The sequence below is a fragment of the Cellulomonas marina genome (assembly GCF_900111925.1).
GTDB lineage: Bacteria > Actinomycetota > Actinomycetes > Actinomycetales > Cellulomonadaceae > Cellulomonas > Cellulomonas marina.
This window is the reverse complement of record NZ_FOKA01000007.1, coordinates 79,223-94,466: the sequence shown is the minus strand read 5'-3', so window position 1 is coordinate 94,466 and position 15,244 is coordinate 79,223. Positions and strand designations below refer to the sequence as shown.

At 77.3% G+C, this 15,244-nt stretch carries 10 protein-coding genes; 3 read left to right on the top strand and 7 right to left on the bottom strand.

Annotated elements, in window-relative coordinates; translation table 11 throughout:
• Positions 1 to 33: 33 nt before the first annotated feature.
• Positions 34 to 939, bottom strand: a complete 906-nt coding sequence (locus BM048_RS09265; RefSeq protein ID WP_090032590.1) for a transglutaminase family protein — start codon at positions 937 to 939, stop codon at positions 34 to 36.
• Positions 936 to 3,761: a circularly permuted type 2 ATP-grasp protein gene (locus BM048_RS09260; protein ID WP_239078772.1), complete on the bottom strand. Its 2,826-nt coding sequence runs from the start codon at positions 3,759 to 3,761 to the stop codon at positions 936 to 938. Before BM048_RS09260 ends, BM048_RS09265 begins: the two co-directional genes overlap by 4 nt.
• 360 nt (positions 3,762 to 4,121) lie before the next feature.
• On the opposite strand from BM048_RS09260, the gene sigK reads away from it, so the two are divergent.
• Together sigK and BM048_RS09250 are read left to right on the top strand one after the other, a co-directional pair.
• Positions 4,122 to 4,697, top strand: coding sequence for an ECF RNA polymerase sigma factor SigK (gene sigK / locus BM048_RS09255; protein WP_239078773.1), 576 nt, complete (start codon positions 4,122 to 4,124; stop codon positions 4,695 to 4,697).
• The gene (locus BM048_RS09250; RefSeq protein WP_139224396.1) at positions 4,694 to 5,626 is read left to right on the top strand and encodes an anti-sigma factor; all 933 of its coding nucleotides are present in this window, start codon (positions 4,694 to 4,696) and stop codon (positions 5,624 to 5,626) included. The genes sigK and BM048_RS09250 overlap by 4 nt, the downstream gene beginning before the upstream one ends.
• A gap of 84 nt (positions 5,627 to 5,710) precedes the next feature.
• Here the strand turns inward: BM048_RS09250 and BM048_RS09245 are convergent, their stop codons facing one another.
• The 3 genes from BM048_RS09245 to BM048_RS09235 form a co-directional block, all read right to left on the bottom strand.
• Positions 5,711 to 6,367, bottom strand: a complete 657-nt coding sequence (locus BM048_RS09245; protein WP_090032588.1) for a flavodoxin family protein — start codon at positions 6,365 to 6,367, stop codon at positions 5,711 to 5,713.
• A gap of 263 nt (positions 6,368 to 6,630) precedes the next feature.
• A complete protein-coding gene (locus BM048_RS09240) occupies positions 6,631 to 7,344 on the bottom strand; it encodes a fasciclin domain-containing protein (RefSeq protein WP_090032587.1) in 714 nt (237 codons plus the stop codon).
• Positions 7,345 to 7,463: 119 nt separating this feature from the next.
• Positions 7,464 to 10,199 carry a diguanylate cyclase domain-containing protein gene (locus BM048_RS09235; protein ID WP_175499442.1) on the bottom strand — a complete coding sequence of 912 codons (2,736 nt, stop codon included), beginning with the start codon at positions 10,197 to 10,199 and terminating at the stop codon, positions 7,464 to 7,466.
• A 208-nt stretch (positions 10,200 to 10,407) separates the two neighbouring features.
• On the opposite strand from BM048_RS09235, the gene BM048_RS09230 reads away from it, so the two are divergent.
• Positions 10,408 to 12,645, top strand: a complete 2,238-nt coding sequence (locus tag BM048_RS09230; protein WP_175499440.1) for a SpoIIE family protein phosphatase — start codon at positions 10,408 to 10,410, stop codon at positions 12,643 to 12,645.
• Positions 12,646 to 12,733: 88 nt separating this feature from the next.
• Here the strand turns inward: BM048_RS09230 and BM048_RS09225 are convergent, their stop codons facing one another.
• Together BM048_RS09225 and BM048_RS09220 are read right to left on the bottom strand one after the other, a co-directional pair.
• Positions 12,734 to 13,426, bottom strand: a complete 693-nt coding sequence (locus tag BM048_RS09225) for a biliverdin-producing heme oxygenase (RefSeq protein WP_175499438.1) — start codon at positions 13,424 to 13,426, stop codon at positions 12,734 to 12,736.
• 258 nt (positions 13,427 to 13,684) lie between these two features.
• Positions 13,685 to 15,226, bottom strand: coding sequence for an HNH endonuclease signature motif containing protein (locus BM048_RS09220; RefSeq protein WP_175499436.1), 1,542 nt, complete (start codon positions 15,224 to 15,226; stop codon positions 13,685 to 13,687).
• Positions 15,227 to 15,244 lie beyond the last annotated feature (18 nt).

Below are 15,244 nucleotides of genomic sequence, written 5' to 3'. Positions count from 1 at the left end.
CCCCGGGCGCCACGGCCCCGCGCGCGGCGCGGCCTAGAGGAACGGGTCGCTGCCGGCGGGCACGAGGTCGACCTCGACGGTGAGGCTCGAGCCGGACCGCTCGGTGAAGATGACCCCGCGCAGCGGCGGCACGTCGTCGTAGTCGCGGCCCCAGCCCAGGACGACGTACTGGTCGTCGACGAACCGGTCGTTCGTCGGGTCGACGTCCACCCAGCCGGCCCCGGGCAGCCAGGCGGCCACCCAGGCGTGGGAGGCGTCGGCGCCGCGCAGCTTCTCCCGACCGGGCCGCGGACGCGTCTCGATGTACCCGCTGACGTACCGCGCGGGCAGCCCGTGGGCACGCAGCGCGGCGATCATGAGGTGCGCGAAGTCCTGGCAGACGCCCGCGCCCTGGGCCAGGAGCTCGTCCTGGGTGGTGCGCACCGTCGTCGAGCCCGAGCGGTAGGCCAGCTCCGTGCGGATGCGGTGCGCCAGCTCGACGAGCACCTCGGCCAGCGGGCGGCCGGCGGTGAACGTCGGGGCCGCCCAGGCGCGGACGGCGTCGGTCGTGGCCACGTGCGCGGAGGGCAGCACCGCCTCCCGGACGGCGAGCAGGTCCGTGCCCACGGCCCCCGTCGCCACCCGCTCGGCCACCGTCTCCCAGGCGTGGTCCGGCAGCGTCGCCGGATCGGGCGCCACGCGCGTGACCTCGACGCGGGAGCGCGCGGTGACGACGAGCTCGGTGTGCGGCGTGGTGACGGCGTAGTAGGTGGTCCGGTTGCCGAACCAGTCGGTGTGGGCGGCGGTGTCGGCCGGCTCGGGGTCGACGACGAGCGCCGTGGTCAGGCATCGCTGGTCCGGCAGGTCGCGGGGGGTCGTCGTCGTGCGGCCGTAGGAGCCGGTCACGGGGGCCGTGTAGACGTACCGGGTGCGGTGGACGAGGTCGTAGGTGCGGCTCACGGGGTGCCCCGCCCGTCCAGGGGGCCGCGCAGGTCGCCGGCGTCCCACGGGTCCTCGAGGCTGCGCACCGGCAGCGGCCGGGCCATGTGCACGCGCTCGACCTCGTCGGCGAGCGCCAGCAGCCGCCAGCGCATGGACTCGAGCTGCTCCGCGAGCCGCCCGCGCCGCCCGTCGTCCTCGACGGCGGCGGCGACCGGCACGGCCTCGAGCTCCTCGACGAGGTCGACGACGTCCGCCAGCAGGTGGTCGCGCTGGTCCGGCGCGCGGCCGGTGCCGGGGACGGCGGTGAGGTCGTCGCGCAGGCGGTGCAGCTGGTAGGCCAGCGACCGGGGGTTGGTGCGGTCCTGGACGAGCAGCTCGAGCAGCCCGCCCGCCTCGACGCCACGGCCCTGCTGCCGCCGGCGGTAGGTCATGGCCGACTCGTGCACGAGCAGGACGCTCTCGAGGACGAGGTCGTCCACCTGCGGCGGCCGGGCCTGCACGACGGTGCCCAGCAGCGTGGTCACGAGGTGCTGGGCCCGCTCGATGCGCCGGCCCGCGTCGAGGAACCGCCACCCCGAGTCGCGCACGAGCCCCTCGGACGACACCCCCGCCAGGGCCAGCAGCCCCTCGAGCACGCGGTCGAGCGTCCCGCGCAGGCCGGCGGTCACGGCCGGCCCCTGGCCCGGGGAGCCCGGGCGCACGCGCAGCCGCTCGTCGCGCAGGGCGCGCTCGATGCGGGCCAGCGGCCCGAAGGCGTCGGGGGAGAGCTGGTCGCGGACGGCCCCCGCGGCGCGCGCGCTGCGGCGCACCGACGCGGCCACCGTCCCGGGCGTGCGGTCGTCGAGCATGAGGTCGCGCAGGCGCGGGGCGACGAGGCGGCCGTCCGCGTCGACGGTGCCCGGCGGGGGACCGGCCACGGGGACGACGGAGGTGCCGTCCGACGTGCCGGCCGAGGCACCCGCCGGTACCGCCGCCGGCACGAGGCTGGCCAGCAGGGCGGCGAGCGCCCGGCCCCCCGGCGACCACGGCGTGCGGTGGTAGTCGTCCCAGCGGTCGCCGACGGCCCGCAGCACGCGCACGGTGTCCTCCGCGCGCTCGGCGTACCGGCCGAGCCACCACAGGTTCTCCGCCGTGCGCGGCGACAGGCCCGTGACGCGCTGCGGGCCCTCGTCGAACATCTCGACCGACATCTCGACCGTGCCGCCGCGGTCGTCCCCGGTGCCGTCGCGTCGCGCGACCCCCGTCACCGTGACGACCGGCATCTCCTGCGTCGGCGGCCGCGCGGCGTCCGGGTTCGCCAGCACCCACACGTCCTTGGCGGCCGCTCCCAGCGCCGACGAGACGACCGGCCCCGCCGAGACCCGGGCGAGACCGCCGGCCATGACGGTGTAGCCCTCGTGGTGCGCGACGGCGAAGGTGCGCAGGACCGCCGCCGCCGGGCCGCCGGCCGCGTCGGCCGCGCGCCCCCCCGGGGTCCCCGGTGCTCCCGGTGCCGGGAGGAGGTCGCCCGTCGGGGGCGGGACGAGCGCGTCCGGCCCCTCGGGCTCCGCCGCCGCCAGGTCGACGACCGGCCCCGACGGCCCCACCGGCTCCTGCGCCACCCACGCCCACGGCTCGGCCTCGATCCGGGCGCGCAGGGCGGCGCGGCCGGCGGCGTCGAGCTGCCAGCCGAGGACGGCGCCCGAGCCCGGGCCGTGCGTCGTCGGCAGGAGGGTGAGGCGGTCCAGCCGCGTGAGCACGTGGGCGCGCGCGGCCTCCTCCCCGCACCACCAGGTCGGCGCGGACGGCAGCAGCAGGTCCTCGTCGAGCACGACACGGGCCAGCCGCGGCAGGTAGCGCAGCAGGGCGGGGCTCTCCAGCACGGACGAGCCCAGCGGGTTGACGACGCTGACGGCGCCGCCGCGCACCGCCCGCACGAGGCCGGGGACGCCGAGGCGGGAGCCCGCCCGCAGGTCCAGCGGGTCGCACCAGTCGGCGTCGAGGCGGCGCAGGACGACGTCCACCCGCTCGAGCCCGTCGAGCCCGTGCAGCCACACCCGCCCGCCGCGCACGACGAGGTCGGAGCCCTCCACCAGCGGCAGGCCGAGCATGGACGCCAGGTAGGCCTGGTCGAAGGCGGTCTCGCTGGCCTCGCCGCTCGTGAGCAGGACGATCGCGCCCGCGCCGTCGGAGGAGGCCGGCCGCACGGCGTGCAGGGCCGTGCGCAGGGCGCGGAAGAAGGGGCCGAGGCGCGCGATCGACGCCTGCCGGTACACCCCGGCCATCACCTGCGAGACGACCCGCCGGTCCTCCATGGCGTAGCCCGCGCCCGACGGCGCCTGCGTCCGGTCCGCCACCGCGCACCAGCCGCCCGACGCGTCGCGCACGAGGTCCGTGGCCGTCAGCACGAGCTCGCGGCGGCCCGGCAGCCGCACCCCGTCGACCTCCCGCAGGAAGCCGGGGTGGGCCAGCACCACGTGCGGCGGCAGCAGCCGGTCCGAGAGCAGGCGACGGGGCCCGTACAGGTCCTGGAGCACGGCGTCGAGCAGGAGCGCGCGCTGGGCGAGGCCGCGGTCGAGGCGCTGCCACTCGCCCTCGTCGACGATGACGGGCTCGGGGTCGAGGCGCCAGGCGTCGTCGCCGTCCCTGCGGTCGCCGCCGTAGGTGACGCCGTGGTCGGCGAGGAGCCGGTCCGCCGCCTCCCGGGCGCGCGCCAGCACCTCGGGCGTCGGGGCGTCCGCCGGGTCCTCGAGCCAGCCCCAGTCCGGCCGGTGCGCGACGCCCCCACCCCGCCGGCCACCCCGCCGGCCGTCCGGCCCGTCGGCGCCCGCGAGGGGGACGGAGGACAGCAGGTCGGTCACGCCGGGAAGTCTGCCGCACAGGACCCGTCCGGGCAGCGGCGGGCTCCGAACACCGGGTGCAGGGCAGCCCGGCGCACGGACCGGGCGCTGCACGACGTGCCGCGTCGCGGCCGGACGGGGAGGGCCGCCATGGGCGTGACACGTGCGCGCACCCGCCACCGGGCGCGCGCCCTCGTCGGCCGGTCCGCCGGTCCGCACGGCCCGGTGCACCCCCGGCCGGCCCCCCGGGGCGCGTCAGGGGGCGCACCCCGGGGGACCACGGGCCTCGTCGCGCCCGCCGTGAGGCACCCGGGCGCAGGTCCACGCCGCGCCGGGTGCACCGCCGGGCAGGGCGGGGGTGCGTCGGCCACACTGTCGCGCGTGGACGCCACCTCCCAGCGCACGGCGGGGCCCCGGGCGGCCGACGCCCTCCTGCTGGCGTGCGCCGACGGGGACCAGGACGCCTTCGCCCGGCTCTACGACGAGATCGGGCGGTCCGTCTACGGCACCTGCCTGGGCGTCCTCCGCGACCCGGACCACGCGGCGGAGGTCACCCAGGAGGTCTGGCTCGAGGTCTGGCGGACCGCCGCGCGCTTCGACCCGACGCTGGGGTCGGCGCGCACCTGGACCGTCACGCTCGCCCACCGTCGCGCCGTCGACCGCGTGCGCGCCACGCAGGCACAGCGCGACCGCGACCAGCGCGTGCTCGACGCCAGCGGCGAGGTGGAGGTCGACGTCGTCGTCGAGGAGGTGGAGCAGGGCCTGGAGGTCGAGGGCGTGCGTCGCTGCCTCGACGCCCTGACCCCGCGCCAGCGCGGCGCGATCGTGCTGGCCTACTACGGCGGCCGCTCCTACCGGGAGGTCGCCGACGAGCTGGAGGTGCCGCTGCCCACGGTGAAGACCCGGATCCGCGACGGCCTGCTGCGCCTGCGCGACTGCCTGGAGGTGGACCGGTGAGCGGCGTGACGGGGACGACCGGCGTGGACGGCACGGACGACGTCCGCACGCTGCTGGGCGCCTACGCCCTCGACGCGGTGGACGACGTCGAGCGCCGGGCCGTCGAGCGGCTCGTCGCCGCCGACGCCGGGGCCGCCGCGGAGCTGGCGGACCTGCGGGCCGTCGCGGCCGAGCTCGGCGGTGCCGTCGCCGGCGAGCCGCCCGCCGCCCTGCGTGCCGCCGTGCTCGCGGCCGTGGCCGGTCAGGCGCAGGAGCGTCCGGGGGGTCGCGCGCCGGGGGGCGCGCGGGTCGACGTCCAGGCCGATACCCGGGCCGACGTCCGGGCCGACGTCCCGGCCGACGTCCCGGCCGACGTCCCGATCGCACCGGTCGTCGTGCCCCCGCCGGCCCCTGCTGACAGCCACCCCGCGCCCGACGAGCGCCCGCTCGCCCCCGTGGTGCCGTTGCGGCGGCCGCGGGCGGTGCGCTGGGCCGGCGTCGCGGCGGCGCTCGTCGTCGCCGCCGGGGTGCCCGGGGCCCTGGCCCTGCAGCAGGCGCAGCGCGCCGAGCGGGCGGAGCTCGCGCAGGCGCAGGTCGAGGAGGTGCAGCGGCGCACGGCGCAGCAGATCGCCGACCTGCTCACCGACCCGTCGGCCGTGCTCGTGCGCGGCTCCGTCACCGGTGGCGGAACGGCGACCGCCGTCTTCACCGACGACCGCTCGCTCTTCAGCGCGACCGGCGTCCCCGAGCCCGAGGCGGGCAGCGTCTACCAGCTCTGGCTGGTCGACGAGGGCGTCATCACGTCCGCCGGGGTGCTCACCGACGAGGGCGGGTCGCTCGTGCGGCTCGTCGACACGGGCGGGGTCGGCTCGCTGGCCGTCTCCGTCGAGCCCGAGGGCGGGTCGCAGCAGCCGACGACGACTCCCGTCGTCCTCCTCACCCAGGCCTGAGCCGACGGGCGGGTCCGTGCCGGACCCGCCCGTCGCGCACGCCGTCCGGGCGGCCGCGCGAGCTCGGCGCCGGCCCTCGTCGTCTCAGGAGGGCGGGTAGGGCGAGCCCTTGAGCAGCCGCGCCAGGTGCGCGGTGTGCGCGGCGACCGTGGCCGTCGTGCTGGTGACGGTCTCGGGCGTCGGGTCGAGGTCCTGGTAGTCGACGCCGCCCATCGCCTCGCCGACCCAGTAGGTGACGGCCTGCGCAGGGATCGTGAAGCCGACGTCGTCGAGCGCCTGGAACAGCTCCGCGCTCAGGTGGTGCGCGCCGTCCTCGTTGCCGACCACGGCCACCGCGGCGACCTTGCCGTAGGTGAGCAGCCGTCCCTCGTCGTCGGTCTCCGACAGCTCCGCGTCCAGGCGCTCGAGCGCACGCTTGATGACGCTCGACGGCTGCCCCATCCAGATGGGCGTCGCGAGGACGAGGACGTCCGCGGCGAGCACCTGCTGCCGGATCGCCGGCCAGGCGTCGCCCTCGCCCATGTCCACCTGCACGCCGGGCTTCACGTCGTGGTCGACGAGGCGCACGACCGTGCCGGTGACGCCGTGCGGGCGCAGCGCCTCGAGGAGCTGGCGGCCCAGGAGCTCGCTGCTGGACGGCGCCGGCGAGGGGGTCAGCGTGCCCACGAGCACGAGGGCGGTGAGGTCGGCGGGGCGCTCGCCGACGTCGTCGGGGGAGGCGGCCGAGGTCGTCTGCGACATGCCGCGATGCTGCCCCGCGGGCGGAGGCGCCGCGAGCGCTGGACACGGACGGGGGACACGAGCGGGGGACACGAGCGGGGGACACGGACGGGGGACCCCGGACGGCGGACACGGAGGGGGGACGCCGGACGGCGGACCCGCGGCGGCGGGCGGCCGTCCCGGGCGTGACGCAGCGCGGCCCCCTCCCCGCGCTGCTGCAGGGAGGGGGCCGGACCGCCGCGGACCCGCGTGCGCCGGGGCGCGTGCGGGTCCGGGCAGGTGCGTCACATGGTGGGCATGAGCACCGAGTCGATGAGGTAGACCGTCGCGTTGGCGGTCTGCACGCCACCGCAGATGACGTTGGCGTCGTTCACCTTGAGGGCGTCGCCCTCGCCGCTGACGGTGACCGTGCCGCCCTGGACGGTCGCGTGGTCGCCGACGATCTCGTCCGGGGCCACCTGGCCCTCGACCACGTGGTAGGTGAGGATGCTCGACAGCGTCGCGGCGTCGGTCTTGAGGGACTCGATCGTCGCCGGGTCGATCTTGGCGAAGGCGTCGTCGACGGGCGCGAACACCGTGAACTCGCCGCCGTTCAGCGTGTCGACGAGGTTCACCTCGGAATTGAGCTGCCCGGAGACGGCCTGGACGAGGGTCTTCAGCAGCGGGTTGTTCGAGGCGGCCGTGGCGACGGGGTCGGCGCTCATGCCCTCGACCGAGCCGGCGCCCTCGGGCACCATCGCGGCGTAGTCGGCGCAGCCGGGGCCGACGAGCATCGCGGCCGGGTCGGCCGTCGTCATGTCCTCCTCCTCGGACGGGCTCGGGGCGGCGGACTCGCTCGCCATGTCGTCGCCCGTGCCCTCCGAGCCCGTGACGTCCTCCGCGGCGGAGGAGGCGGCGGCGCCGGCCTCGGCGGTGTCGGAGCTGCTGCAGGCGGTCAGCGTGAGGCCGGAGGCCAGCAGGAACGCGGCCGCCAGACGGGTGCGGGTCGTGGTGCGCATCGTGATCTCCCTCGGTGGTGCTGCGGGAGGACCGGTGCGGCCCTCCGATGCCCGTGGTTCGGGGCGGCGGGGGAGCCGGTTGGTCACCCGTCCGGGTGAAACCCGCGGACGTGCCCTTGTCAGGCGACCGAGGAGGGTGCCGGTCGGTACCGGCGCACGCGGTTCTTGCCGGCGCGCTTGGCCTCGTACATGGCGGCGTCGGCGGCGTCGACGAGGGCGTCGAGCCGGTCCTCGAGCCCGTCCTCGAGCCCGTCCTCGAGCCCGTCCTCGAGCGCGTCCTCGAGCCCGTCACGATGCCGCTCGTCGGCGCCCACCCAGGCCGTGCCGATGCTCACCCCGATGCGGAAGGCGCCGGCTGGCAGCACGACGGGCGCGGCCACCGCGGCGAGCAGCGCGTCGGCGACGGCGGCGAGCTCGTCGGGCGACGGCACCCCCGGGAGCACCACCGCGAACTCGTCGCCCCCGAGCCGTGCCAGCGTGTCCACGGGTCGCAGCAGCCGCCAGAAGCGCTCGGCCACGGCGCGCAGGACGTCGTCGCCGGCCGCGTGCCCGGCGGCGTCGTTGACCGCCTTGAACCCGTCGAGGTCGCAGAACAGCACGCCGACCCCCGAGCCGGGGGCGCCCTCGTGCTCCGCCTCCCGCAGCGCCTCGCCGAGGCGTTCGCGCAGCAGCGCCCGGTTCGGCAGGCCGGTCAGCGGGTCGTGCAGCGCGAGCCGGACGAGCTCCTCCTCGGCCTCCCGGCGGGCGGTCACGTCCTCGACGAGGCACAGCAGGTGCCGCTCGCCCCCGCCCGCCTGCCCGCCCCCGCCGACGCCGCCGCCGACGCCCCCGCCGGCGCCTCCACCCCCCTCGCCGTCCGGCGTGAACAGCGTCGCGTGCACGAGGCCGCGGCGCACCGAGCCGTCCGCGTGCAGGAAGCGCTGCTCGACGCGCACCTCGTCGAGGGCACCGTGCACCAGCGGCCCCAGGGCCGCGAGGAAGGCGGGGCGGTCGTCGGGGTGCAGCAGCGACGGCAGGTCGCGGGCCAGGAGCTCCTCCGCGGCCAGGCCGGTCAGCTCGGACATCGTCGCGTTGACCTGCAGCACCGCGGACCCCTGCGGCCCGCCGAGGCCGACGATCGCCATCGCGACCGGGGCGGTGTCGAAGGCGCGGCGGAACCGGCTCTCCGACCCCGCCAGGCGCTGCTCCACGACGACCTGCTCGGTGACGTCCGTGGCGAGAGCGATGACGCCGGTGCACCGGCCGGCCGTGTCGACGAGCGGGCTCACCGTGACCATGGCGTGCAGGCGCGAGGCGTCGGCGCGCAGCCACGTCCACCGCAGCGTGACGGGGTAGCCGCTGCGGGCGTCGTGCAGCAGCACGTCCGTCGGCGACAGGCCGCGGGCGGCCGCCACGGCGGACAGCTCCGCGGGGTCGTGCAGGATCGTCAGCGGCAGGCCCGCGACCTCCTCCGCGCCCCATCCCGTCATCCGCTGCGCGCCCGTGCTGAACACGGTGATGGTGCCGTCGGGGTCGCAGCGGATGATCGCCTGCTCGGTCGCCGCGTCGAGGATGCCGGAGTACAGGTCCCGGGCGGCGGCGACGCGCGCGCTCGCCCGGCGCTCGTCGGTCACGTCGCGGGCGGCGAGCACGACCGCGCCCTCCCAGGGCCCGCCCGCGCCCGGCACCCGGCGCGCGCTGACGTCCAGCACGCGCCCGAGTGCGTCCGGCGCGTCGACGACGACGTCGACGCCCTCGACCGTCTCGCCGCCCAGCGCGCGGCCCAGGGGGAGGTCGTCCGCCGGGAGGTCCGCGAGCAGGCGGGTCGCGGCCGCGTTGCGCAGCACGCGGGTGCCGTCGGCGGCGTGGACGCTGAGCGCCTCGGTCGACGCCTCGAAGACCGTCCGCAGGAGGAGGGCCTGCTCGGACGCGGTGGCCTGCGCCTCGCTGAGCTCGGAGATGAGGGCGGCGCGCTCGTCGCGGGCCAGGGCCAGCGGCAGCGCGACGACGCTCACCACCGTGACGAACGCCTGGGCCAGGACGGGCTGCAGGTCCGGGTCGACGACGACGAGGGGCCCGTGCCCGGCGAGGGTGGTCACCACGACGACCACGCCCACCGCGACGCCGTGCAGCGCGACGGCGGTGGTGTCCAGGCGCAGCGCGACCCAGACGCTGAAGGGGACGAGCAGGAACGGCAGGGGCAGCTCCTGCGGGTAGCCGAACACCACGGCGTAGGCGGCACCGACGGCCCCCGCGACGGCCGCGACCTCCGCGCTCCGGACGACGAAGGTGCGGCGCGGCAGGCCCCTCCAGGGCCAGCGCGCGGGGTCCGCGAGCCGCAGCGCCGCCGCCCCCAGCACGAGGGTCGCCGACCCGCTGCGCAGGGTCCACGCGCCCAGGACCGCCAGGGGGTCGCCCGTGCCGAGCGCGGCGACGCCGACGGCCGACACCGCGGCACCGGTCGCCGCCCCGAGCAGCGCCGCGAGCACGAGCACGCGCAGGTCGGCCGGCGTGCGCAACCGCCGGCGGGACGCGCCCCGGGGGAGCGGCAGGGTGTCGAGCAGCAGCGCCGTGACCAGCGACTGGAGCCCGTTGGCGAGGGCCATCACGGCCGCGAGCACGGGCGGCGCGCCCGTCAGCGCGTTGAGCGCGCCGGTGATGAGGGTGACGCCCACCAGCGCCGTCACGCCGCGGGCCCCGCGGGCGCGGTCGACGACGACCCACGCGGACCCCACGGCCGCCGCTGGCCACACGAGCGCGAAGGTCCCGCCCTCGACCACGGTCGACCGGCCGAGGAGCACCGCCGCCGCCAGCACGAGGGCCGGGACCGCGTGCCTCAGCAGCGGCAGGGCGGCGGCCGAGGTCGGGGCGCTCACCGGTGCGCCCCTCGGTCCCAGCGCGGTGCGCCCGGCACCTCGAGCGACGGCGAGCCCATGCGCGCGCACCTCCGTCGTCCGTCGTCTCGCACCGGGCACCCGGCGGGGGTCGCGGGGTGCGGCGGGGCGGTCCGCCCCTTCCTCCCAATCGGCCGCTCCGACGCGCGGTGAAGGCAGCGGCGGCCGGGCGTCGGGGATGATGGACGCCGTGACGGACCTGACCGTGCCCCTCGTGCCCGAGGGCACCCCCGTCGTCGACTGCGCCGACGAGCCCATCCGCGTGCCGGGCTCGGTGCAACCGCACGGCGTCCTGCTCGCGGTCGACCCGGGGTCGCTGCGCGTCGTCGTCGCCTCCGGCACGACGGCCGAGCACCTCGGCCTGCCGACGGAGGCCGTCCTCGGCCGCCCCCTCGGCGACGCGCTCGGTGACGCTCTCGGGGAGCTGCGGCTCGACGAGGAGGCCGTCGACCCGCAGCCCCTCGACGTGGTGGTGGCGGGCCGGCTCCGGTCCTTCGAGGCGCTCGTGCACCGCAGCGACGACCTGCTCGTCGTCGAGCTCGAGCCGCGCATGCCCGCCACCGGCGACGGCAGCCTGCGCGGTGCGCGCCCCGCCCTGCGCCAGATGCAGCGCGCCGGCACGCCGGAGCAGGTCGTCGGCATCCTGGCGGCCGAGGTCCGGGCCATCACGGGGTTCGACCGCGTCATGGTCTACCGCTTCGACGCGGACTGGAACGGCGAGGTCGTCGCCGAGGAGGCGGCACCGGGGCTTGAGCCCTTCCTGGGCCTGCACTACCCCGCGTCGGACATCCCCGCGCAGGCCCGCGCCCTGTACGCGGCGCAGTGGCTGCGGTCCATCCCCGACGCGCGGTACACGGCCAGCCCGCTCGTGCCCCCGGTCGTCCCGTCGACGGGTCGGCCGCTGGACCTGTCGAACGCCGCCCTGCGCAGCGTCTCGCCGGTGCACCTGGAGTACCTCGCCAACATGGGCGTCCGGGCGTCCATGTCGGTCTCGCTGCTGGTGCACGGGCGGCTGTGGGGCCTCGTCGCGTGCCACCACTACGCCGGGCCGCACTACCCCACGCCCACGCAGCGGTCCGCGGCGGAGTTCCTCGCGCGGACGGGCTCCCTGCTCCTGCAGGGCAAGGAGGACGAGGCGCGGTACGTCGACAGCATGGCGCTCGCGGTGTCGTCCGCGGAGCTCACGCGCGCGCTGTCGGCCTCGCCGCGCGACCCCCTCGGGGCCCTCACCGCCGACGACGCCCTGCTCGAGCTCGTCGAGGGGGCCACGGGCTGCGCGGTGCGGGTCGACGGGCAGCTGCGGCTCCTGGGCCGGACGCCCGGACCGGCCGACGTCGACGCCCTGGTGGACCTGCTGTGGACGCGTCGGACCGGCACGGTGGCCGTCTCCGCGCTGCTGCGCGAGTTCCCGGGCAGCGACCTCGTCGGGCGTCTGACGGACGTGGCCAGCGGCGTGCTCGGCGTGCGGCCGTCCGCGAGCGGCTCGCGGGACGTCGTGCTGTGGTTCCGGCCCGAGGTCCTCAAGGAGGTGCACTGGGCCGGCGACCCCTACGCCAAGGGGCTGGAGGCGACGCCTGCCGGCCTGCGCCTGACCCCGCGCGCGTCCTTCGCGGCGTGGGTCGAGCAGGTGCGCGGCACGTCGGAGCCCTGGACGCCCGCCCAGGTCGCGGCGGCGGAGGCGCTCGTCCGGGACCTCGACGAGGCGGTTGCCCGGCAGCGGGCCGAGGACGAGCGCGTCGCCGCGACCCTGCAGCGCATCGTGCTCACCGAGCGGCCGCCGCTGCCGGACGGGTACGCGCTCGCGCAGCACTACCAGCCCAGCGGCGCCAGCGTGCTCGGCGGTGATTGGTACGACATCACGACGCTGCCCGACGGCCGGACGGCCTTCCTCGTCGGCGACGTCGCCGGGCACGGCATGTCGGTGGCGGCCATCACGGCCCAGGTCCGGCACGCCCTGCGTGCCTACCTCGTCGACGAGGGGGCCGCGGACCGAGCCCTCACGCGTCTCAACGAGGTCATCGCCGACCTCGTGCCGGGGGAGCTCGCGACGGTCGTCGCCGCCGAGCTCGACCCCGTCACCGGCGGCATCGTCGTCACCCGCGCCGGCCACCTGCCCCCGCTGCACGTGCGCGCCGACGGTGCGGCGTTCGTCGAGGGCGCGCGGGGTGCGCCGCTCGGCGTGCCGGACCGCGAGGGCCGGGGCTACGTCCAGGCCACCGCGACCCTGGCGCCGGGCGACTGCCTGGTGCTCTTCACGGACGGGCTGGTCGAGGCGCGGGGCTCGCTCCTCGCCGACGGCCTGGAGGACATGCGCCGCCGCGCGGCCGGCATCGGCCCCGACCGCGACGCCCTCGTCGCCGGCCTGCCGCGCTCCGCCCCCGGCACCGGCGACGACCTCACCGTCCTGGTGCTCCAGCGCGTCCCCTGAGCCGGAGCACGTCGGCGCCAGCGGCACCGCGCTCTGCCGGGATCCGCCCTCCTGGTGCAGCGGGTCCCCGGCCCTGCGCGGCGTGCCCTCACCGTGCCGGTGCTGCCTCGGTCTCCCCGACGACCTGGGCGACGGGCGCCGCCGCTCCCGGCACGTGCCCCGCCGCGGCGAGGTCCTCGAGCACCCGGGCGTTCAGCACGAAGGCGGTCACCGCCTCCGCCAGCACCTGCTCCACCTCGTCGTCGGCCAGGTCGAGCGCGTCGACCCGCTCCCGGAAGCGCGCCCGCAGGACCGGCGCCGGCGCCGCGTCGAAGCGGTAGAAGGACAGCGCGTCGGCCGGGACGCCGTGGTGCCGTCGCACGGCGGTCGCCACGACCTGCCCCCCGGCGAGGTCCCCGAGGTACCGCGTGTAGGCGTGCGCCACCCAACCACCTGTTGAGCCGGCCACTTCGCCCACCCGGGCGGCGTAGTCGTGCGCGCCCGGCACGAGCGGCAGCTCCGGCCACGCGGGTCCGACGGCTGCCTCCAGGTCCGCCCGCAGCGCCGCTGCGCGCGCCACGGCCGGCAGCAGGTCGCCCACGACTGCGCTCCCCGCACCCGACGCCGCCTCCAGCGACTCGTACACCGGGACCAGCTGCCGCATCAGCGCCGTGTGCGCGTCGATCCCCAACCGCCCGCCCAGCAGGTCGTCGACGAACGCCGTCCCCTCCGCGCGCTCGTGCGCGACGCGCGTCGCCCGTCGCAGCCGCGCGGACAAGGACTCCTCGGCGCTCTGCTCCACCCCACCAGTCTGCCGCCGCCACGACCCGCGCCGACAGCAACTCCTCCCGCCACCGACCTCGCCGCCACCCCCGGCTATCGCACCCACCGGCATCGCACCCACCGGCACCGCACTCCCGGCACCGCACCCACCGCACCCCACCCACCGCACCGCACCCCACCCACCGCACCCACCGGCACCGCACTCACCGGCACCGCACCCACCGGCACCCAGCCCACGCCTCGGTACGAGGCTCGAGCGGGTACGAGGCGGTCGACCTCATCGATCTCCGGAGGCGAGCGGCACCAGCGCGCCCTCCACGGACGCGCGGACGTCATGGTGCGTCGACGACACGACGCCGTGATCTCGCTGTCCCACGCCCAGCGCGAGGGAGGACACTGCCGGCGCGACCCTCCCGACCTCGTTCCTCCGGTGGCCGACGATCCTGCCGTCGGGTGCGCGGAACTCGTACCGGGCCGGTTGCAGCTCGGTCGCCTTGACCCGTCCTGACCGTGGTGGTCGTCCCGGGTCGACGAGTCGTCGGATGGTCAGGTCCGCGCGGTGCACCTCGTGGTGGTGCCGTCCGCAGAGGACGACGCCGTTGTCGATGCTGGTCTCCCCGTCGTCGCGAGCCCACCAGCGGATGTGGTGGACCTCGGACCAGCGGGCCGGTGTCTCGCACCCGGGGAACGCGCACCCGTGGTCGCGCAGGATGACCGCGCGGCGCTGGTGCCCGGTGAACAGCCGCTCCTCGCGCCCCAGGTCGGTGGGCTGCCCGTCCGGCCCGAGCACGAGTGCGGCGGTGTCCACGTCGCACAACGTCCGTGCCACCGTGGTCACCGCGAGCACGTTGCCGTCCTCGTCGACGACCGGTGTGCGCCCGGTCAGCGCGGCGCCGAGGACGTCCACGTCGGGCAGGTCCTCGGTGCATGCCACGTGCGAGGTCCCGTCGTGGTCGTCGCCACCAGCCTCGGCGCCGTGGCGCGCGGTCTCGTGCTCGCGCAGGGCCTCGGCGATGGAGGTGTAGGTGCTCAGGTCCGTCACCAGGGTCAGGTGCGGACGCACCGACGCGCCGGTCACCCCGCCCTTCTTCTCCGCCAGCGCGCCCCGTGCGAGGGCTTCCAGCGCGTCGGCCTGCGCCTGGCCGGGCGTGCGGTCCTCGCCCGGGATCTGCCGGGTCAGCTCCAAGGCCCGCCGCAACGCCACGCCTGCCGAGGGGTCCAGGCACCCCTGGATCCGCGTGCCCATCTCGGTGTCGGTCAGGTGCAGGTGCCGGCCCCGGCGCTGGGCCTCGAACCGGGACTCCAGGGCCGGCGGGTCGATCTCGGCGGCCTTCTGCCGCAGCTTGGTCCGGAACGTGCCCGGGTCGACCCGGCCCGCCAGGTCCGTCAGCTCCGCCTGCACCAGAGGCGACCCGAACTCGCTCCGCACCTTCGGCGAGGTCTCGGCCAGCACCCCGGCCAGCGCGTCGAGGTGTGCCTCGGACCGTGACCCCGCCGCCACCGCCTCGGCGAAGGAGGGCACCACCTCGACGGCCTCGGCCTGCCGCACCTGCCGGCGTGCCTCGGGCAGCCCGATCCCGTCACGCCCGGCGATGCCCTCCGCCGGACCCTTGTCCCCATCACGCGGGATGCGCAGCCTGCTGTCCGCGGCGATCCATGCCGACCGCGCCCCCGCCACCGCCCCTGACGCCGCCTGGAACAGCGAGAGCACGTGCGCGCGCTGCGGCCCGCTCAACACCCCGGCCTGACCGGCCTGCGCGCCCACCGCTCCCAGGGCAGCGCGCACGGCCTCGAAGGACGACAGCAGGTCCTGGTACACGGCGCGGGCACCTCCTGT